The organism is Bradyrhizobium nivariense (assembly GCF_029846695.2).
GTDB lineage: Bacteria > Pseudomonadota > Alphaproteobacteria > Rhizobiales > Xanthobacteraceae > Bradyrhizobium.
In genome coordinates, this window is the sequence record NZ_JARWCR020000107.1 from 1 (window position 1) to 19,415 (window position 19,415).

Annotated in this window: 12 protein-coding genes and 7 pseudogenes; 9 read left to right on the plus strand and 10 right to left on the minus strand. The window is 58.7% G+C overall.

Going from position 1 to position 19,415, the window contains the following annotated elements:
* Positions 1–45: 45 nt before the first annotated feature.
* Together QCM77_RS43075 and QCM77_RS43080 are read left to right on the plus strand one after the other, a co-directional pair.
* A pseudogene (locus QCM77_RS43075) lies at positions 46–425 on the plus strand (IS66 family transposase); the annotation flags it as partial.
* A gap of 84 nt (positions 426–509) precedes the next feature.
* On the plus strand, positions 510–653 hold the full coding sequence (locus QCM77_RS43080) for a transposase domain-containing protein (RefSeq protein WP_280096808.1): 144 nt from the start codon (positions 510–512) through the stop codon (positions 651–653).
* An 18-nt stretch (positions 654–671) separates the two neighbouring features.
* On the opposite strand, the pseudogene QCM77_RS43085 reads toward QCM77_RS43080, so the two are convergent.
* From QCM77_RS43085 to QCM77_RS43100, 4 genes and pseudogenes are all read right to left on the minus strand, one after another.
* Positions 672–797, minus strand: a pseudogene (locus QCM77_RS43085) (IS110 family transposase); the annotation flags it as partial.
* Positions 798–963: 166 nt separating this feature from the next.
* Positions 964–1,590 (minus strand): reverse transcriptase domain-containing protein, encoded by a 627-nt coding sequence (locus QCM77_RS43090; RefSeq protein ID WP_347882441.1) that lies wholly within the window; start codon positions 1,588–1,590, stop codon positions 964–966.
* 45 nt (positions 1,591–1,635) lie between these two features.
* Positions 1,636–1,869, minus strand: coding sequence for a hypothetical protein (locus QCM77_RS43095; protein WP_347882442.1), 234 nt, complete (start codon positions 1,867–1,869; stop codon positions 1,636–1,638).
* Between the two features lie 832 nt (positions 1,870–2,701).
* Positions 2,702–2,956 (minus strand): annotated as a pseudogene (locus tag QCM77_RS43100) (IS110 family transposase); the annotation flags it as partial.
* Positions 2,957–3,052: 96 nt separating this feature from the next.
* Here QCM77_RS43100 and QCM77_RS43105 point away from each other — a divergent pair.
* Both QCM77_RS43105 and QCM77_RS43110 read left to right on the plus strand, forming a co-directional pair.
* A pseudogene (locus tag QCM77_RS43105) lies at positions 3,053–3,433 on the plus strand (transposase); the annotation flags it as partial.
* A gap of 767 nt (positions 3,434–4,200) precedes the next feature.
* Positions 4,201–4,581, plus strand: a pseudogene (locus QCM77_RS43110) (zinc-binding dehydrogenase); the annotation flags it as partial.
* Positions 4,582–4,733: 152 nt separating this feature from the next.
* Here QCM77_RS43110 and QCM77_RS43115 read toward each other — a convergent pair.
* The 4 genes from QCM77_RS43115 to QCM77_RS43130 form a co-directional block, all read right to left on the minus strand.
* Positions 4,734–5,669, minus strand: coding sequence for an electron transfer flavoprotein subunit alpha/FixB family protein (locus tag QCM77_RS43115; RefSeq protein WP_280096800.1), 936 nt, complete (start codon positions 5,667–5,669; stop codon positions 4,734–4,736).
* On the minus strand, positions 5,669–6,418 hold the full coding sequence (locus QCM77_RS43120; protein WP_247482681.1) for an electron transfer flavoprotein subunit beta/FixA family protein: 750 nt from the start codon (positions 6,416–6,418) through the stop codon (positions 5,669–5,671). Before QCM77_RS43120 ends, QCM77_RS43115 begins: the two co-directional genes overlap by 1 nt.
* Before the next feature lie 424 nt (positions 6,419–6,842).
* Positions 6,843–7,979, minus strand: a complete 1,137-nt coding sequence (locus QCM77_RS43125; protein ID WP_280096801.1) for a M20 metallopeptidase family protein — start codon at positions 7,977–7,979, stop codon at positions 6,843–6,845.
* A 237-nt stretch (positions 7,980–8,216) separates the two neighbouring features.
* A complete protein-coding gene (locus QCM77_RS43130; RefSeq protein ID WP_280096802.1) occupies positions 8,217–9,275 on the minus strand; it encodes a ketopantoate reductase family protein in 1,059 nt (352 codons plus the stop codon).
* Between the two features lie 551 nt (positions 9,276–9,826).
* Here QCM77_RS43130 and QCM77_RS43135 point away from each other — a divergent pair.
* Entirely contained in the window at positions 9,827–10,615 is a 789-nt protein-coding gene (locus QCM77_RS43135; protein WP_280096803.1) for an IclR family transcriptional regulator, read from the plus strand.
* Positions 10,616–10,930: 315 nt separating this feature from the next.
* On the opposite strand, the gene QCM77_RS43140 is transcribed toward QCM77_RS43135, so the two are convergent.
* Positions 10,931–13,609: a 2-oxoglutarate dehydrogenase E1 component gene (locus QCM77_RS43140; RefSeq protein WP_280096804.1), complete on the minus strand. Its 2,679-nt coding sequence runs from the start codon at positions 13,607–13,609 to the stop codon at positions 10,931–10,933.
* Positions 13,610–13,798: 189 nt separating this feature from the next.
* Between QCM77_RS43140 and QCM77_RS43145 the strand changes: the two genes are divergently transcribed.
* The 4 genes and pseudogenes from QCM77_RS43145 to QCM77_RS43160 all read left to right on the plus strand — a co-directional run bounded on the left by QCM77_RS43145 (position 13,799) and on the right by QCM77_RS43160 (position 18,578).
* Positions 13,799–15,040 carry a CoA transferase gene (locus QCM77_RS43145; protein WP_280096805.1) on the plus strand — a complete coding sequence of 414 codons (1,242 nt, stop codon included), beginning with the start codon at positions 13,799–13,801 and terminating at the stop codon, positions 15,038–15,040.
* 21 nt (positions 15,041–15,061) lie between these two features.
* Positions 15,062–16,726 (plus strand): acyl-CoA dehydrogenase family protein, encoded by a 1,665-nt coding sequence (locus QCM77_RS43150; protein WP_280096806.1) that lies wholly within the window; start codon positions 15,062–15,064, stop codon positions 16,724–16,726.
* 36 nt (positions 16,727–16,762) lie between these two features.
* Positions 16,763–17,068 (plus strand): annotated as a pseudogene (locus tag QCM77_RS43155) (FAD-binding oxidoreductase); the annotation flags it as partial.
* Positions 17,069–18,101: 1,033 nt separating this feature from the next.
* Positions 18,102–18,578, plus strand: a complete 477-nt coding sequence (locus tag QCM77_RS43160) for an Lrp/AsnC family transcriptional regulator (protein WP_280096807.1) — start codon at positions 18,102–18,104, stop codon at positions 18,576–18,578.
* Positions 18,579–18,915: 337 nt separating this feature from the next.
* On the opposite strand, the pseudogene QCM77_RS43165 reads toward QCM77_RS43160, so the two are convergent.
* Positions 18,916–19,291, minus strand: a pseudogene (locus tag QCM77_RS43165) (transposase); the annotation flags it as partial.
* Between the last annotated feature and the right edge of the window lie 124 nt (positions 19,292–19,415).

The window sequence follows — 19,415 nt, forward strand, 5'->3', positions numbered from 1 at the left end:
AACGGACGCTTCCTGCAATGCGATGCCTATGACGGTTATGACCGGCTGACCGAAGTCGCTCGACCGCAGGGGCCGTGGACGCTTGTGCATTGCTGGAGCCATTTGCGCCGGCGCTTCGTCAAATTGGCCCGCAACAGCAAATCGCTGATTGCCGAGGCCGCCGTTCGGCACGTCGCACAACTTTACGCCATCGAAGCCATGGTACGCGGCTCATCGCCGGACATCCGGCTGGCCGCGCGCAGGGAGCACTCGCTGTCCATGGTCGCCGCCTTAAAGCCTTGGTTCGAGAAGCAGCTGTCGATGATCTCCAGCGGTTCGACGCTCGCCGAGGACATCCGCTACGCGCTCAATCGCTGGCAAGGGCTGACCCGCTTCCTCGAAGACGGCGCCTCGAGCTCGACACGAACCCGGTCGAGAACGCCATCCGGCCAGTCTGCCTGAGTAGAAAAAATGCTTTCTTCGCCGGTCATGAGGTCGGTGCTGAAAACTGGGCCCTGCTCGCATCCATCGTGGCGACCTGTAAGCTCAACGACGTCAACCCGGCCGCCTGCATCGCCGAAACACTCGAGACGATTATCGACGGCCATCCCCATAGCCGCATCGAAGACCTCATGCCGTGGCGATTCCGCAAAACGTCAAGCCAGCCTCAATAGGGTTGCCGCTAAGCGCTGAAGAGCGCGCGTCTTCAGCACCATGGCCGCCGCCTGCTGATCGGCCGATTTGATCGGAACGAAACGCATGGTCTTGCGGGTCACAGCTTCGCTGATCGCCTCGGCGTCGGCAGCGTCCGTCTTGCCCGTTTCAGTAGAGTTGAGGAGAGGCGCGGTGATGCGCTTGTTGCGCGCTCCGTTTCCTCTCCCCGCTCATCAAACCGGACGTGCAGTTTTCCCGCATCCGGCTTTCCGACAGGTTTTCGTCACAAGGCGCACGTCGGCGACACTTTGCGCACGCGGTTCAGCACAACTACGCCAAGGTTTCCATAGATCTGATCAGAGAACCGTCTGACGCATGGCCGGGCGTCTTATGTCGTCTGCGCAGAAAGGCGAGCACGCGATCGAAGACGTGTCGATCAACGGCCTGATGAGCCGTAGCAAGAGACCCATAGCTGAAGTAAGCGGACCAGCCACGCGAAAGGCGGTTCAGTCGTGCTTGTACTTCGGGCCAAGCGCCCTTGTTGCCTGGCGTCAGCAGTACGCTGACCTTGCTTTGGATCCGCAGCACGCTTTTCTTGGACGGAGCCGCGCCAAGATGATACCATCGTCCCCCATTGCGGAAACGGCGGGGTCCGAGCGTGTACCCAAGGAAATGAAAGCTTTCCAAGCGGGCATTCTTCACCGAGGTTTTAGTCTCGTTGAGCGTCAACCCAAGCTTGGTCATCACCGCCTTGGTCCACGTCAATGCTTCCTCCGCGTGGCCGCGGCTGAGAATGACGAAATCGTCGGCATAGGAGATAACCTGGGCATGGAATGCTTCACGCCGACCGCTGAGACGCCAATGTTTCAGGAACCCGTTCATGTAGATGACGGAGAGCAGCGGACTGATGACACCACCCCGTGGCGTGCTACGCTTGTTGCTCTTACCGCCGCTCATGCGCCGTTTCCCGTCGCTATCCCGCTCCTCGACCGGTACTCGCAGCTATAACCCAATCAGCCGCAGCACATTCCGGTCGACGATGCGTCGGGCCGCCGATTTGAGGGGGTCCGAGTGCGGAATCTTGTCGAAATATTTCGACAAATCGGCGTCAACAACGTCCGTGTAGCCGCGGCACACAAGCCGGTGCACTTCCTTGACGGCATCGACTGCGTTGCGACGCGGGCGATATCCATAAGCGCCATCCTCGAAATCCGCCTCGAAGATCGGCTCCAGCACAATCTTTAAACGATTCGGTCCGGGATTGTTGGGATACCGAGCGGACGTTCTCCGCCGCCGGGCTTCGGGATCATCACCCGCCGCACCGGATCGGGCCGGTAAGTCTTCGTGACGATCTCATCGGCCGGCCAACCATGCTTCGATACGCGTCGATTTGCTCGAAAGTTATTCAGTCCACTCCTGGCGCACCCGCGTTGGCGCGGGCCAGCTTGTAGGCATGGCTCAGAATGTCCTCGCTGAGATCTTGTCGTACAGCACGTAGAAGCGGAAGGCATGCTCCGCCTTCGCCTTGCAATAAAGCTTTCTCTGAAGGCTCCTGATCTTATGGGGCGTTTCAAGGCTCATCGCCAATCTACCCTTTCCCTCGCCATCTTCAAAGCGCACAAGTCAGGGTCCTTTCCTCTACCGGAATTACCCGGTTTCATCGGTACCTATGACCCTGTCCGACTCCCGTCCGGTCCATCGACTACCAATCCTGAAGCCGCGACCTTCGACCAAGACGGGTCTCTCCCGATTACCCGCACTACCTTTCCAGCGTGCCGTGCCCATTACCCCGGTGAACCAGACAGGTGCATGCGTCGATTGCTTCCCTGCCTGCGCGGCCTTCCCCGCCATACGATCGGGTCGGCATTCACATCGTAACTTTCGAGGCGTGCTGAGGCTTCACTCACGTTACGGCCCGCTGGATCGCTCGGCCGCCCAAGGCAACCTTTGTCACGAGGCTTCGGTCCGTCCGATTGCTCGTCCAAACCGCTCGTCAGCTACCAGATCAATCGACAGTTTTCTGCGTGGATCCTTCCTCCACTGGTAATGCGCGCCGTCGGGGCGCACCGAACGGCTTTACGTAAACCGGCGGAAACAAGCGCACGTCGTGACCGAGCGCCGCAATCTCGCACGCCCAATAATGGGCACTCCCGCACGCCTCGAAGCCGACCAGACACGGCGGAAGCTCTTCGAAAAAGCGCAGCACGTCGGCCCGACGCAGTTTTCGATTGAAGATTGGCGCGCCCTCGCCGTCGGCGCCGTGTATTTGAAAATTGTTCTTGGCCAAATCCAGGCCGATGGTTCTAATCTGTGGCGTTGCCAGCAACGACCCACGTTTTAGCACTTTGATGCTGTCGGTAACGGGGGCGTTCCGCCCCACCAATTTGGATGGGAAGCACTTCCCTCCTGATTGCCGCGCCGCAGTCGTCGTCGTGTCGAGTTTCTTGACTTCATAAACGGCGTCGCCATGAACAGCGTCACCGCGGCCTTTCCGGGCCGAAAGCTTCAGGTCATCCTCGACAACCTCACACCCAGAAGAAGCAGAGCATTGGCTCAAGGTCCACCCCAACGTGCAATTTCATTTCACGCCGACAAGTGCGTCCTGGCTCAATCAGGTCGAGGTATGGTTTTCGATCTTGCAGGGGCAGTCGCTTAGCGGCACCTCCTTCACAAGCCTCAAGCAGCTTTAGGAACACATCGACGCCTACGTCAGTACAACGACAAAGCCGAGCTCTTCGTCTGGACCAAGAAAATGGTCCGTCAACGCCGTTTTAAAGGCCACCCTTTCACTCAGCTGTGATTCCAGGTACTAGGTCACTTTGGCGTTTCAATTTCAGCCGACGCAACATGAGGCTTACGGTAGCTGACGAGATCCTAAGCGCTGCAATTTTCTTGCCGGCGCCCCTTTCCCCGCCTGCGCGGCACGTGACGAATGGGATTTAGCTTGGCGAACGAATTGAGAAGCCATGCCCTGTCCACGCCTCAGCGTGGAAGAGCTCGAGCTATTAGGAACCGTATTCGGGTCTTGATCGGCCGTGCGCAGGCGCCCGAGCCTCAGGCCGCCTTGATGACTTTGTACCATCGCCTCTCGACCTTTCGGCGTCAAAGGAGGACTGGTCAATGCGACGACGCAGTTTATGATGGGGGGAGCAGGCCGTGGTAAATTCAGAGGAGGGAAGAATATCCTTTTGGAACAAGAGATCATTTTCCCGCCCAGCAAACCGGGCAGCATGATCTCGATGGGCGAAATAGCCAAAAGAAAACCTGCGTCAGCTGTATGTGACGCACGACAGTGATCTCGGGTGGGTACATCGGCCGAGGCGATTGCCGTGGCTGTCTCCTCTCACGGCCAATAGCCTGCACGCTGCGACTAAAGGGTATGCGTGATGATTTCATAGTGCCGAAGGCGAGATCGCCAATCTGGCTGCGTTAGCGTGGTACGCGCTCCGGCACGGAATGGCAAAGATTAGGCGTGCTGGTGGTGAGTGTCCCATAACGCAGAGTGTGACCATATCATAAATCCAATCTCACTCTGGTGGGCCCTGAGCGGTCGGCTTCACGTAAACGGGCAAGCCGATGCAGTATTATATGGGCTCTTCGTACTCGTCGAACTTGACGGTGTTTTCGAAAATCGTGATGGCGGAAAATCCGCGAGACGCGCCCTTGGACGAGAACCCGGTCGTTCGGCTGCCGCGTGACCACCGACGTCGGCGCCGTCGTCGACACTGCCAGTCGTCGTCGTGTTCGGGCTCGGCGGCATCGGACTGATGTCATCCAGGGCGCCAAGATGGCCGGCGCCGACAAGATCGTCGGCCTCGATCAAGCACTCCAAGCAGGACTGGGGAAAGAGGTTCGGCATGCCCCACTTCGCCAACCCGAAGAAGGTCACAGGCAACATCGTCCAATCCCTGGTCGCCTGCCGATGGCGGTACGGACCACGCTTTCGACTCAATAGTCGGTCAGTTTCAGGTGGGCCGCTGGTCACTGCTTCGGCGAGTCGACGGCCTCAAGCGCTCGCACCTGACGACCGAAGATTTGCAGGGAAGCGCGCCTTGTGCCCGCGCCGGCTCTCGACAGAGGACCGACCGGCGCTCTTGCGGCTACTTGCCGAGCGCCTCGGTCAGCTCCGGAACCGCCTGGTAGAGGTCGGCGACCAGGCCGTAATCGGCAACCTGGAAGATCGGCGCATCCTCGTCCTTGTTGATCGCGACGATCACCTTGGAGTCCTTCATGCCGGCCAGATGCTGGATCGCGCCGGAAATGCCGACCGCGACATAGAGCTCGGGGGCCACGACCTTGCCGGTCTGGCCGACCTGCCAGTCGTTCGGCGCATAGCCCGCATCCACCGCGGCACGCGAAGCGCCGACACCGGCGCCGAGCTTGTCGGCGAGCGGCTCGATGTACTTTGCGAAATTCTCGCGGCTCTGCATGGCGCGGCCACCGGAGACGATGATCTTGGCCGAGGTCAGCTCGGGACGGTCGCTCTTTGCGACTTCCTCGCCGACAAAGGACGACAGGCCCGGATCGGCCGCCGCCGCGACGCTCTCGACCGACGCGCTGCCGCCTTCACCTGCTGCGGCGAAGGTGGAGGTGCGCACCGTGATGACCTTCTTGGCGTCCTTGGACTTCACCGTCTGGATGGCGTTGCCGGCGTAGATCGGACGCTCATAGGTGTCGGGGGCGACCACCTTGGTGATTTCCGAGACCTGCATGACGTCAAGCAGGGCCGCGACGCGCGGCATCACGTTCTTGAAGCGCGAGGTCGCGGGCGCGACGATGGCGTCGTAGCCGGGAGCCAGCGAGACGATCAGCGCGGCCAGCGGCTCGGCCAGATCGTGCGCGTAAAGCGCGCCGTCGGCGAGCAGCACCTTCTTCACACCGGCAAGCTTTGCGGCCGCGTCGGCCGCGGCCTTGGCGTTCTCGCCGGCCACCAGAACCTCGACGTCCGCGCCGAGCGCGGCCGCTGCGGTCAGGGCCTTGTTGGTCGCATCCTTGAGCGACGCATTGTCGTGTTCGGCAATCAGAAGCGTCGTCATCAGAGCACCCCGGCTTCGTTCTTGAGTTTCGACACCAGCTCGGCGACGTCCTTGACCTTGACGCCCGCCTTGCGGCCCGCCGGCTCGGTCGTGTTGAGGACCTCGAGACGGGGGGTGGCGTCGACGCCGTAATCGGCCACGGTCTTGTCCGCAATCGGCTTCTTTTTGGCCTTCATGATGTTGGGCAGCGAGGCGTAGCGCGGCTCGTTGAGGCGGAGATCGGTGGTGACGATCGCCGGTCCCTTCAGCTTCACGGTCTGCAGGCCGCCGTCGACTTCGCGGGTGACCTTGAAGTCGCTGCCTTCAACCTCGAGCTTCGAGGCGAAGGTCGCCTGCGACCAGCCGAGCAGCGCGGCCAGCATCTGGCCGGTCTGATTGCTGTCGTCGTCGATCGCCTGCTTGCCGAGAATGATCAGGCCCGGCTGCTCTTCGTCCGCAATCTTCTTCAGGATCTTGGCGACCGCGAGCGGCTCGACCGCGCCCTCGGCCTTCACCAGGATGCCGCGATCGGCGCCCATGGCGAGACCGGTGCGGATCGTTTCCGATGCCTGCGCCGGTCCGATGGAGACCACCACGACTTCGGTCGCCTTGCCGGCTTCCTTCAGGCGCAGCGCTTCTTCGACCGCGATTTCGTCGAACGGGTTCATCGACATTTTGACGTTGGCGAGTTCAACACCCGATCCATCGCTCTTGACGCGGACCTTGACGTTGTAATCGACCACCCGCTTTACCGGTACCAAGACCTTCATCGATCCTCTTTCGTTTTAGCTATGTTTGGGCCAGTCATGCATCCGATCTGGTGTTCAAGCCATCGGAAGCTTAGAGAGCAAGCTGGCCGCCCCGATAAGGGGCGGCCAGTAGGAAATTACGACGAGCAAGTATACGTAGAGCGCGGCGGTGCGCTCCACACAAAATCTGCATCCGTCCGCTGCAGATTCAGAAGCCGCGCCGAGACCCTCCCCAGAACACCAAAGCCGTGAGCACCTCAATCCACTCTTCGTGGCCGAAGCCTGATCCTTAAGCGGCAGTTCAACCATTCGCAGGGGCGCTCGCAGCAACCGCCGATTGGAAAGTCTGGTTCGCGAAACACGCATCAGCGCAATGGAATCCAGCATGGGTGCTGCCGGCCTCAGCCCCGAAGCCGCCATAAGCATCCGTGCCCGCAGGCTGATCTCAGGAATTCAATAGATCGAAGATGTATCTGACGGTGAGTTCCGTCGTCGGGATGAGAAGGTCGTCGGAGGCTCCGAATGTCGGCGTATGCACATGTGAGTCGTTGCCGGGCGCGCAGCTACCAAACCAAAAATAAATCGAAGGCACACGCGCGGCGTAGAAGCCGAAATCGTCACTGCCGTTTGAATGCTTCTTGCTGTCGGTGAAGGCATTCCGCCCTGCAACCTCATGGACAAGTTGCCGGAACCGGTTCACCATTTCGGTATCGTTGATGACGGGGGGCTCACCTGTGCGAATGACGCATTCGGCTTGGCCGCGGTGCATCGTAGCAACGCCTTCGGCCACTTCGCACACGCGCTGCGACAACAGCGCCCGACGCTCCGGACTGCGAGTCCTAATCGTCCCCTCCATCAGGACCGACGGGCAGATGATGTTGGTCGCTTTGCCACCATGGATGGTGCCGATCGTGACGACCGCACCATCGTCGACCGGCAGTTCGCGCGAGACCACCTTCTGCACCTCGTTGACAAAGGCTGCAGCTATCGCGATCGCGTCGACGCCTTTGTGAGGCGACGCGCCATGCGCCATCTTTCCGATGATAGTGACCTTGAACTGGTCGGAGGATTTTGTGACCGCGCCCTCGCGCGCACCGAACGTGCCGGCGGGGATCTCGGGGGCGACATGAAAGCCAACGGCTCGATCGAAGCCATCTAACAACCTCCCCTCTTCGACTGAGCGTCCACCCATCGGCTCCGCCTCCTCGGCCGGCTGGAAGAAGACGCGCACCCTGCCGGAAAAATTATCGCGCAGCCGGTGGAACGCGAGCGCAGCACCAAGCGCAATCGAGCCGTGCATGTCGTGGCCGCAGGCATGCATGACGCCGTCGACCTGAGAGCGATAGGGCAGATCCTCGCGCGCCTCCTGGATTGGCAACGCATCGATATCACCGCGCACCGCGATCGACCGCCTCGGGCCGGAGGAAGTGCCTTCGATATCCACATAGAGCCAGGTGTTGTGGAAGACTTTGGCGCCGCTTATGCCGAATTGCTGCAGCACGCCGTGGATCCGCTCCTGCGTTTTCCATTCCGCGTTGGACAGCTCAGGCTCCCGGTGCATGGCACGGCGCAGCTCGATCACGGCGCCGCGCTCGGTATCGGATAGAAAGGTGTTGCTAACATTACTCACTTGGGGTGAACCCTTTATCGGCGCACGGGAGCCGCCACGCGGTAAACACTATTCTATCACTAGGAAGGAAACCGGTCGATTCCGCGTCCTACGTGCGTACATTCGGCCAAATTCCCCTTCTAGTGCAGGACTTCCTCGCGCGGAATCGACATCGAAAAAACCGACCTCTCCGCACCTGACGCGTTCGGTTCAGGCATCGAACAGGAGGTCCGGCCGCGGCGAAATCTCATTCCGCTCTACGCGGCGGACGATATCGACGATCCTCTGGTGCGTCGGCGCAGCACAGCCAGCCTCTTGTGCCTTGCGCACGATGAACCCATTGATCTCGTCAATCTCGGTCCGCCGCCCCTTCTGAATGTCCTGGGCCATGGAGGGACGCTGCAGATTACTGCGCGCCTGCGAACTCGTCCCCTTCTCTATGTGAGCTTCCACTGCTGACAGCGCCCTCTCGTCGCCTTCTGAGGCGGCCAGCAGCTGATCCGGCGCAAGACCCGCTATCTGCTCGAGATCGTAGCCGAGCGCCTGCCCGACCCTCACGGCTTCCCCCCCGAGACGAATGACCACACGCCGGATCAACGGATGCGCATCCCGCTCGTTTCCGCCCATACCGGTCGCCGCGCTCACGCCATTGCGCATGCCGTTCACGCACAGCTTCGACCAACGCACGCCCCACAGATTTGTGGTGATCGCAGTTCCATCGACTGATGCAAGGGTGTTGCGCAGCTCCCGAACGCGAGCGGTGGTGCGCCCATGCACTTCGCCGACGATGATCGACTTAGTGTCGAAATCTCGCGGCATCGTCCTGCGAACGCAACCTGGTTCGTAGAGATCGACGGCAAAATTATTTGCGATGATGCAACCGACCGTGCGCCCCCACCCGACGACGCCCGCAATGGCTTCCTCATTTATCGAATTCTGCGCCGAGACAACGTAGCCCTGCTCCGAAAGGTAGGGCCGGATCAGAACCGTGCACCATTTCGTATCGTAGGACTTACTTGCGATGATTGCGATGTCGATCGGTCGCTGCCGTGACAGGCTCTGCACGTCGGTGAGATGCATGCTCGGCAAAGAGACATTACACGTTTCTTCATCCGTCATCCCGGACAAGGTGAGGCCATGCGCCCGGATCACCTCCACGTGTTCGGGCCAGGGATCGACCAGCGTGACGTCGTTCCCGACGCGCGCCAAGTGCCCCCCAATGTAGCAACCGACTGCGCCCGCTCCGATGATGGCGATGCGTTTCTTCATTACACGCTTGCTCCACTCTTCATTGTGCACCTACTCCAAGGTAGCAACTCTTGAGAACCTGACCGGGGCACCGACCGTTGCGAACACTCGACAGCGGCACGAGTGCGGCGAAACCTGCCCAGCACTCGGATACGTCCCTCTCCAGGTCGATCGGCGGCCACAAATCAAACTGCCATCGAGAGACCGCGAATGGACGGACGGCACCGGCTGCGGGGTCTCTGTCGTCGCGCAACCAACTCGAGATTCATTCGCAATCTGCTGCTCATTGCAGGCCAGTGCAGTGCTGGCCGAATTGTAGGCACAGATAACCCCACTTCCGAACTGCAGGATACATATTTTGGATGTATTATTCATCTAGTGAATTACGTGCAAGGGCAACATAGCAGCGGGGAAGGTTGAACCGATCCGCTTCACGTGTGCCGGGTGCGGGCGGCCCATCGCTCCATTTGGGTTGATCAGGCGATACGCGTTTGTTAGCGGTAGACTGTTTGACAAAAGCGCAATCTCGACCAGCGGCGCAGACGTGCGTAATCCCGCTCGCGGAGATAACTATGCCATCTTACGAGCCGGTTCGAGCAATACAGCGTGGCCTCGCGGTGTTACGCGCTGTCAGCGAGCACGGGCCGGTGACAATTGCGGACCTTGTTTCAAGATGCGGCTTTCCACAGCCGACAGTTGTGCGCGTTCTAGAAACTCTCGTCGGAGAAGGTTATGTCTATCGCCAAGCTGGAAAGTCTACCTACTTGGTGACGGGCCGAACTCTAGCGTTGAGCAGGGGCTTCGACGCCAAATCGCGTCTGCTTGAGATTGCGGCTCCCATTGTCGATCAGATGCACATTAAAATTGGCTGGCCGTCAAATCTCGCCATATTCGATCGCGACGCGATGGTTATTGTGTACAGCAATCGGGCTTCACTCGGTTTGTCGTTGCCGGGCCGAACAGGCGCGAGAATTCCGTTGATGGCCACCGGTGTGGGACTGGTCACGCTGGCGTTTATGCCCGAAGAAGAGCGTAAGATAGCGCTTTCTCGTGCTCGGGAAACGGGGGGCCGTTGGGATAACGACCCTCGTCTCGCTTCTAGGTTTGCTATGAGACTTGCGCAAATCCGTCGCGATGGGCACGCTTTTGCGGACGAAGAGTACTTGGAAGCGGTCTATCAATCGCGGATTTGGGCCGTCGCCGTTCCCATATTGACAAACGACGGCAAGGTTTTGGCCGCCATAAGCAGCTTGGTTTTGACCTTCGCGGGTGAGAGGCGCCGGTTGCTCCAAACCCTTCTTCCAAGTCTAAGAAAGGCTGCGGTCGGCATCCGAGATCGGCTGGTTGAGAGCGGAAAGTGATGCGGTTCGTCTCCGGTAGTTTCACTGCAGGCACCGAGATTGCCGGGCAGCGAAGACGGTAAGCCGTAAGTCGCCCTGCGCAATTTTGCAGCGATACCGCCGCACGAGCAAAGCCGCTGGCGTCTCCCAGACTTGTCATGACAATAAGATCTCGAGCCTAGTCAGGACAATGTTCCCGCCGTACTATCAAGATGGCAGTGTCTCGTCCGATAGCTAACCGTTCGAGCCGACTCAACTTACACCGCGCCTCCTGAGACGATCCTAGTTCAGGCCGCAGACGACCGATACGCATCCCCCCAGCACAGAAGCTCGATCTCAGCGAGACCACCGTATAGCAGCCGCAACGATTTCGGCTTGCTCGCGCTGATGTCGATCAATCGACCCGCCCGCTGCAGCCGCCATCGCGGGGCGCCCGACATACCGTAGAGGCCGCCGCATGTCGATTTCTCTGAACATCCTGTCCAGGTAGTAAAAAGCGCCCTGATTCTCTGGCTCCTCTTGGCACCAAACCAATTCGGCTTCGGGATGGTTGGCGAGCGTCTCAATAATCTCTTTACGAGGAAAAGGGTACAGCTGCTCGATGCGCACCAAGGCGACTTCCGAGGCGTCTTCCCACAAACGCATTTCATTGAGAGGATAAAAGATTTTTCCGGTACAAAAGATGATGCGGGTACACTGGCCCGAAGCCTCTGTGAAAATGACTGATCGGAATCGTGTCCCCGACGCCAGCTCCGACAGGTCTGATTGACATGCCTTTTCGCGCAGGAGAGATTTCGACGCGATAAGAAATAGGGGCGTTCGCCTCGCGCTGCGTTGTTGCCGGCGCAGCAGGTGAAACAAGTTCGCCGGCGTCGACGGGATCGCGACGGTTATGTTTCCAGAGGCGCAGCTTTGAAGTATTCTTTCGATGCGCGCTGATGAGTGGTCGGGCCCCTGGCCCTCCAGCCCGTGCGGCAGCGCGATGACCAGCGAGGAACGCAACTTCCACTTCGATTCGGCGCTTACGATGTATTGATCTACCGCCACTTGGGCGCCGTTCAGGAAGTCACCGAATTGGGCCTCCCAAATCACGAGCCGGTTGGGATCCGCAAGGCTCACTCCAAATTCGAAAGCGAGCACGCCGTATTCACTCAGCGGCGAATTGATGGCGTCAAAACGGACCCCGTCGCGGGCAAGAGTGCAGAGCGGTACGAATGTTCTACCATCCCGCAGGTCGTGGACTGCCAAATGACGCTGCGTGAAAGTTCCACGGACAGAGTCCTGCCCACTCAGGCGAACCGAAGTTCCTTCGTAAAGCAGGCTTCCGAAAGCAAGCGCTTCCGCCGTCGCCATATTAAGTCCTACGCCTTTGCGGATGCTATCCAATCGCGATCTCAGGAAGGCACGAACTTTTGCATCTGGCGCAAAGTCGTCTGGTAGCTCAGTAATCGCCCGCCCCAGACTGTGTAGCGTCTCCGAATCGACACCCGTCTCTTGATCAGTTTCCGAGCCGTGCGCGGCTTCAGGTTGCGGGAATACAATCGTTTCGGTCAGAGCGTCATTTGATCCTAACCTGTCGTAGCTCTCGTACGCCTCCGCGAGCCGTCGCGCGAACTCTGCGCGCTGAGCTTCCGCGCGTTCGAAAGCTTCGCGCGAGCGAATTCGAACATGCTCCGAAAAAAGTGTCCTCAAGCTCGCGTGTCTTTCAATCGCGGCGCAGGCGACCGGTTGTGTGAAGCGGGGCTCGTCGAGCTCGTTGTGGCCGTTCCGACGATAGCACACGAGGTCAATGATCACGTCTCGCCCGGTGTGATGTCGCCAGGCGTAGGCAACGCGCGCTGCAACCGCCGCAGCGATTGGATCATCCCCATTCACATGTAAAATTGGAATACCAAATGCCTTTCCGATATCCGTTGGATAGCGTGTTGAGCGCCCCTCTCCAGGCAAGGTCGTGAACCCTATCTGATTGTTGACAACGAGATGGACTGTCCCACCCGGTGAGTAACCCGCCAAACCACCCATTTGCAGTAGTTCGCTGACGAGACCCTGGCCGGCAAAAGCCGCATCCGTGTGCATCAGAAGAGGGAGGACGCCTCCAGGCCCTTGTCGACGCGCGTGCAGTTCCCGGCGAGCTCTCGCCGCTCCCGTTGCTACCGGCGCGACCGCGATCAGGTGCGAGGGATGGGGGAGCACACGCACTTCAACGCCGCCGCATCCTGTGTCCACCATTGTAGCAAGACCATTGTGATAGGGCACATCCCCAGTGAAGAACTCATCTCCGGCAGTGATATCTCGTCCCTTGATCTCCGAAATCAGGACAGGTAAGGACTTGCCGAATACGGTGGCAAGCGTCGCTAGTCTGCCACGGTGCATGCCTCCCACTACAATCTCTGTCTGGCCGGCGCGCGCTGCCTCTCGCAGAATTTCCTTCAGAATGACTGCCGAGGATTCGGAACCTTCGATACCAAAGCGCTTTTTCGTTGGCCATTTCTTCTTGATGAACCGCTCGAATTCGTCCGCCAGCAGAACGGCCTCCATGGCGGAGGTGAGGACGCGTTCGTCAACCACGGCCAGCACCTCCTTCTCAAATAACTCGTAGATCCACGCGCGATCGTCGGGAGCATCGAGATGAGCCGCTTCTAATGTGACGTGCAAACAATAGACTTGGCGAAGAATCTCCTCGGCCCTTTCTTTCGGCACTTCCCTGGAACTACCCGCGACGGACAGCTTGATGCGCGCGGAACTTACGCGGTCTTTTGCCTCAGCAATCTCGAGGGTGTGATTTGTCGGCGCCGACCCAAGTGGATCCAGTCGCGCCTCCTTGTGGCCATACGAGCGGAATGCCTCGACGAAAGCGGCTGTCGCAGCCTCGTCTCGCTCGATTGTGCGGACTGTTCTGTCATTAAGGGAGTCGAAGTAAACGACCCAGTCGGCAGGTACTGACTGGGGATCGTTTAGGTAGCGGGCATACAAATGCAGAAAAAACGAACTGTCACCAGAAAGGGGGAGATGCATTTTCGATTGCCCGTTGCGAAGAGTCGAACGTCTGTCGTGTGAACCACGCAGCGATACCCGCCCCCCTCCAAATGCAACACATTTTTTGGATTATATATTCACCTGGTGAATTTCAGCTAACTGCTTAGTTGCATCGATCTCGCGTTTACCGGAAGCCTGCGGTAAGCAAGCCTAAAAGGGACCAGAGCCGTGTACAGCCTGCTGTCGGATGTAAGGGTTGTCGAAGGTGCTTCCTTCATTGCGGCGCCATATTGTACCTTGCTGCTTTCACAACTTGGAGCGGAGGTCATCCGGTTCGACCCCATTGGCGGCGGTCCCGACTATCGCCGCTGGCCGTGCGGACCTGGCGGCGACAGCTTCTATTGGGAAGGCCTGAATAAAGGAAAGAGGTCTGTCGCTCTGAATCTGACCGTACCGGAGGGACGCGAACTAGCGGTTGCCATCGTCACGGCTGGCGGCCGAGATGGCGGAATTTTCGTCACTAACTATCCAGAAACTGGATTCCTGTCCCACGACAGTCTCTGCAGCGTCAGGGCGGACCTCGTAACGGCTCGGGTTCTGGGCCGTGCAGATGGCAGTTCAGCTGTCGACTACACCGTGAATTGTGCGGTTGGCCTTCCCTACATGACTGGCCCGCAAGGCAGTGATCCGATTCCCATAAACCACGTCCTTCCCGCATGGGACCTGCTTGCGGGATCGACCGCCGCAGTCTCGGTGCTTGCGGCAATTAACTACCGGCGGCAGACGGGACGCGGCCAACATGTGCGCATCCCCCTGAGCGACGTTGCGGTTGCAACCTTAGGTACCCTTGGACAAATCGCGGAGGTCGCCACCTCTGGTGCCGATCGGCCGAAGTTTGGTAACAGCCTGTTTGGCGCCTTTGGTCGGGACTTTAGTTGCGCTGACGGCAAGCGTGTCATGATCGTCGCGCTCACCTCCAAACAATGGAGGGCTCTGATAGTCGCGCTGGATCTGGAATCATCGATCCGGGCGCTTGAGGCCGAACTTGGCATTTCGCTGGAGTCCGACGAAGGAGCTCGCTTTCTTCATCGAGGCCACATCGATCCAATCGTCGAGCAGGCCGTGGCGCGATACACGTTGGCGGCTCTCTCGGAGAGATTTGGGTCTGCAGCGGTTTGCTTTGGCGTCTACAGGACCGTGCATGAGGCACTAACTGAGGACCCAACCTTTGTTAAGGCTAACCCGATCTTCACAAACGTGGAACATCCGAGTGGGTTCATATATCCGACGCCGGGCTTTCCGGCGTCATTCTCAGGCGAGGCTCGTCGCGATCAATCGCCCTCCCCCAGCTTGGGCCAGGATACTGAACAAGTGTTGACCACGCTTCTTCGCCTTCCCAGCGCGGCTCTCGCGAGCCTTCATGACCGTGGGGTGATCCGCTTGCCGGATCGCCGTCGCTCCGGAAGCTAGAGAAAAGGGAAGAGAAAGACGATGGAAGCTTTTGCACCAGTGGGTGAGAGCTTGGTCACCACTGCGATCGGCGCTGCGACAGCCGCGAAGCAGTTCGTTGATGCGACTAAAGCTAGCGTTTCGCGAAACCTCATGAAGGAGGGCCGGCTCTCGGTAGCCGAGTTCGATCTGAGGCAACGGGCGGTTCATGGCTTCGCCTGGATCGCGACACTCAGCGAGTGCCTGTCTGCGACTGCAGACTGGTGCCAACGACGCGCCTTGTCTGGTGGGATCGACAAAATCAGCGAATGCGCGATCATTGTCGGCTTCTCCGAATACCTTGCGCAGCTCATAGGCGGGATTCCGATGAGTCAGAATGAAATTTTCCGACCGCCGGAGCTTAATCTATCCGAAGCGGCTGCGGATCTGCTGGCAAACGACTGTGTTGCCAAATTTGTGCTCGCGGACTGGTCAAGTGTGCGGTCGGAACTAACCAGACTTTTGACGGAAGGTCATCGTCTGCCGGAAACGCTGGAAGATGATACTCTCGATTCATTTCGAGCTGAAGTCAGACGGTTTGCCGATGAACGTGTTCTCCCGGATGCGCATAAGTTGCACCTTAAGGATGCTCTCATCCCCGACGAGATCGTCCAAGAAATGGCCGATCTGGGCGTCTTTGGCATCTGCATCGCTCCTCAGTTCGGCGGCTTGGGACTCGGCAAACTGGCGATGTGCGTGGTCACCGAAGAGCTCAGTCGGGCTTGGATCGGCGCCGGATCGCTTGGGACACGGTCCGAAATCGCAGCCGAACTGATAGCCCAGTCTGGAACTGAGGCTCAAAAACGCAAGTGGCTTCCAAAGATCGCCTCAGGGGAATTTCTCCCGACAGCCGTCTTTACAGAGCCAGATACAGGATCCGATCTCGGCAATCTTCGAACGCGCGCCACCCGTGAACCCGATGGAAGCTGGCGCATTTTCGGCGCAAAAACGTGGATTACGCATGCTTCCCGCAGTGACTTGATGACAGTGCTTGCGCGTACTCTACCGGAAGCCGCTGGATATGCGGGTCTCTCAATGTTCGTCGCCGAGAAGCCAAGGGGCATTCGGAGCAACCCCTTCCCAGTCCGAGGGATTAGTGGAAGCGAAATTGAGGTTCTTGGCTACAGAGGTATGCGTGAGTACGATATCGCGTTTGATGGGTTCGAAATTCCCGAGGATGGCCTGCTTGGCTACGCAGAGGGCCACGGATTCAAGCAGCTCATGCGCACGTTTGAGGGGGCGCGTATCCAGACAGCAGCTCGCGCGATCGGCGTCTCGCGCCGAGCCCTCGATCTCGGACTTGCGTACGCAATGGAACGAAGGCAGTTCGGCAAAACTATAGTCGAGTTTCCTCGGATATCAGACAAACTTGCGATGATGGCGGCTGAAATCCTGCTGGCAAGAGAAGCCACCTACAGCGCCGCGCGAGCCAAAGATGCTGGCCGAAGGTGTGACATTGAAGCCGGAATGGCCAAGTTGATTGCCGCTCGGGTTGCCTGGTCCGCCGCCGACGCTTCGATGCAGATTCACGGCGGTAACGGGTACGCACTTGAATATGAAATCAGCCGCGTTCTTTGCGATGCACGGATACTCAATATCTTCGAAGGGGCGGCCGAAATTCAGGCGCAAGTCGTTGCGCGCGGTCTCCTGGGTAGCGATGCTGCGTAACCAACTTGTTAGCTTGACCTGAGAAGATTGACTGTCCTGGTGAAGCTCATTCCGAGTTCGCGCCCCGTGCCGTTCGGCCATCTCGGCGACGGTAACATATAATGTCGGCCAGCCCATCGGCGCCAATGCCGCCGACTTCCTGGCGCGCTGGCATGACGTGAATGAACTCGTATTCGAAATTGTGCTGCAGCTCGCCGGCTCCATTTCCGCCGTGCACGGCATCGGCGTGCTCACGCGACGAGTTGCCTGAGGTGAAAGACAGGGTGGCGATCGAGCTGATGCAATCTATCAAGGCAATACCAGATCCGGCGAGGCATCATAAACCCCGGCAAACTGTTATGAACGCAGCCGCCCCCGTCTCGTCTGCCTCCGCTCGCGCTCGAAATCGGCACTGTTGGCGGCGCTGCCGCCTGCGCGCCTGAGAATCATCGCTCGCCTGGCAGCCGATGCGACCGTGCTCATCGGCCTACAGGTGACACGATCGTCGCACGGCCGTTGTCGGTGACGAGCACCGCGCTGGGTCCATCTTCGATTCGAATAGGAGGGCGCGCGGCTGCGGACGTAGGATCAGCAGGCGTCACCGAGCGATGATCACCTCAAAGATGCAGCTCTTAGTCAACTGCGAGAACACAGATGTCCGGGCGATTAACCGATCGCCCCTCGCTCGAGTTCCTTCTTGTCAACGTGTGCCTCAGGTACTCATGCCTTGCACCACGTTCACGGAGTTATCCATGTCGAGCGTGACGGCGCTCGGCGCGCGCAAGTAACTGGGCAGCACAGGTCGGCAGGCGCATGGCTCAACCGAATCAGGTTGCAGAGAGCCGCGGTCTTCCCAATCTCGACCGATTCTGGTGGAAGCGCAGATCCAAACTGCTCTCCAGTAGACGGAATAGGCGTTCAAGATGGTTGCTATTCTTATCACCGCAGGGGATGGCACGCGAATTAGGCCGACAAAGCGATGGGAGCGCTGGCCAAGCTTTTCGCAACGTTAGCTTGGGCATCGGCTATGACGCACGGCTCCGTCGTCAGCCACCACCGTCGAAAGAAGCTGTGATTTTCTTCCGTCCAACCGCTGTAACAACGGATGGTTGACCAAGCCAGTGAGCTTGTCTCTATGCCAAAGCAGAATGGTCTCGGCAGCGGATGCCAAATCCATAAATGGCTTAAGCCAGACCCGCAAGCCACCCAGATAGACCGGCCATGGGACGCCGCTTCGAATGATCTGAAAAGGCTATTTTGCTAGCCCATGCCGTGATTTGTTGAATTTCCTATGCATTCACGATATTGGATCATTACGTATTTCCGCCGCACTTTCCTGAGGTTCGGAAGAATTCCAGCGGCATGCGGGCATCTTGCGCCGAAATTGGAGCCGATTATGCAATATGATCGAATAGACGCTCGGATCCTGGAGATCGTCCAAAAGAACAACCGCCTGACTTCTGAGGTGATCGGCGAAATGGCGGGGCTTTCCGCTACCGCGTGTCAACGACGATTGAAGAGACTCCGTTCGGAAGGCATCATCGAGGCCGATGTCTCCATTGTTTCGCCGAAGGCGGTGGGAAACCACATTCAAATGCTCGTGCTGGTGAGCCTGGAGCGGGAGCGTTCAGATATAATCGATCGCTTCAAGAAGGCCATCAAATCGTCCATAGAGGTGGTCAATGGATTTTACGTCACCGGCGACGCTGACTTTGTCCTCTATGTTACGGCGCGCTCTATGGAAGATTATGAGCAGTTCACTAGGCGGTTCTTCTATGAGAATCCGGACATTAAAGCGGTCAAGACGATGGTCATAATGGATCGCGTAAAGGCGGGTTTTGCCGTACCAATTGAAGTTCCATCTGAAGATTGATTTGGGCGTCTCAGCCAGTTTGTGGGCGCTTTCATCGCCGCTCTTTCATGGCCCGCTTTCGCTCATCTGCTCTAGGCTGGGCGCCGAACTTTTGAGCAGACGAGATTTCTCTTCCGTTGCTTTAGTGCAGAAGCCTGGCGCTTTAAGAGTCCTTCGGTTCGATCGACGAGATAAACGACCTCGCCTCGAGCGACCGTCACCTCAAGACCTCCTTCACCGCTAGTGCCAGCGTCATCAATTTTCGAGGTTGAATGCGGCAAGCAAGATAGGCCCAAAGCTGGTCCCGGTTGTCTGAACAGAGTTTCCGCGTCGATAGGTGGAGCCACCGCCGGGGATAGGCTGCCATGCTGAGTGGCAGCGGGTTGGAGTAGGCTTGATACGGCGTGCTGCCGTCGAGGCTCGAATAGGGACGCCTGCTATTATATAGTCGAGATATCGGCCGATCGAGCTGCGCGCCTCGCTGATGCTGTCATAGGCCCGCAGGTACACCTCCTCGTATTTGATGCTGCGCCAGAGCCGTTCGACAAGCTCGTTGTCCCGCCATGCACCCCCGGTCGTCCATGCTGATCGCGATGCCGTTGTCGGCGAGCACGCCGGTAAAGTCTGTCCGGTGAATTGCGAGCCCTGATCCGTGTTGAAGATGTCCGGCTTCCCTGACGAGCCAAGGCATCCTCCAGCGTCTTGACGCAGAACGCGGCTTCCATGGTGATTGCGCGTTTCGCGGCATCGTGAGCACGGATTTCAGCGCATCGTGAGCAACGATTTCAGAGGATCGTGAGCAGCGATTTCAGGCGATCGTGAGCAACGTTTGGCGGTGCCGGACGCTTCGACCGACAA

Coding starts and splice junctions, on each gene's coding strand:
- QCM77_RS43115 (WP_280096800.1), bottom strand. CDS start 5,669: ATGACGACGCTTCTGATTGCCGAACACGACAATGCGTCGCTCAAGGAT.
- QCM77_RS43160 (WP_280096807.1), top strand. CDS start 18,102: ATGCAATATGATCGAATAGACGCTCGGATCCTGGAGATCGTCCAAAAG.
- QCM77_RS43150 (WP_280096806.1), top strand. CDS start 15,062: ATGGAAGCTTTTGCACCAGTGGGTGAGAGCTTGGTCACCACTGCGATC.
- QCM77_RS43130 (WP_280096802.1), bottom strand. CDS start 9,275: ATGAAGAAACGCATCGCCATCATCGGAGCGGGCGCAGTCGGTTGCTAC.
- QCM77_RS43135 (WP_280096803.1), top strand. CDS start 9,827: ATGCCATCTTACGAGCCGGTTCGAGCAATACAGCGTGGCCTCGCGGTG.
- QCM77_RS43090 (WP_347882441.1), bottom strand. CDS start 1,590: ATGAGCGGCGGTAAGAGCAACAAGCGTAGCACGCCACGGGGTGGTGTC.
- QCM77_RS43140 (WP_280096804.1), bottom strand. CDS start 13,609: ATGCATCTCCCCCTTTCTGGTGACAGTTCGTTTTTTCTGCATTTGTAT.
- QCM77_RS43120 (WP_247482681.1), bottom strand. CDS start 6,418: ATGAAGGTCTTGGTACCGGTAAAGCGGGTGGTCGATTACAACGTCAAG.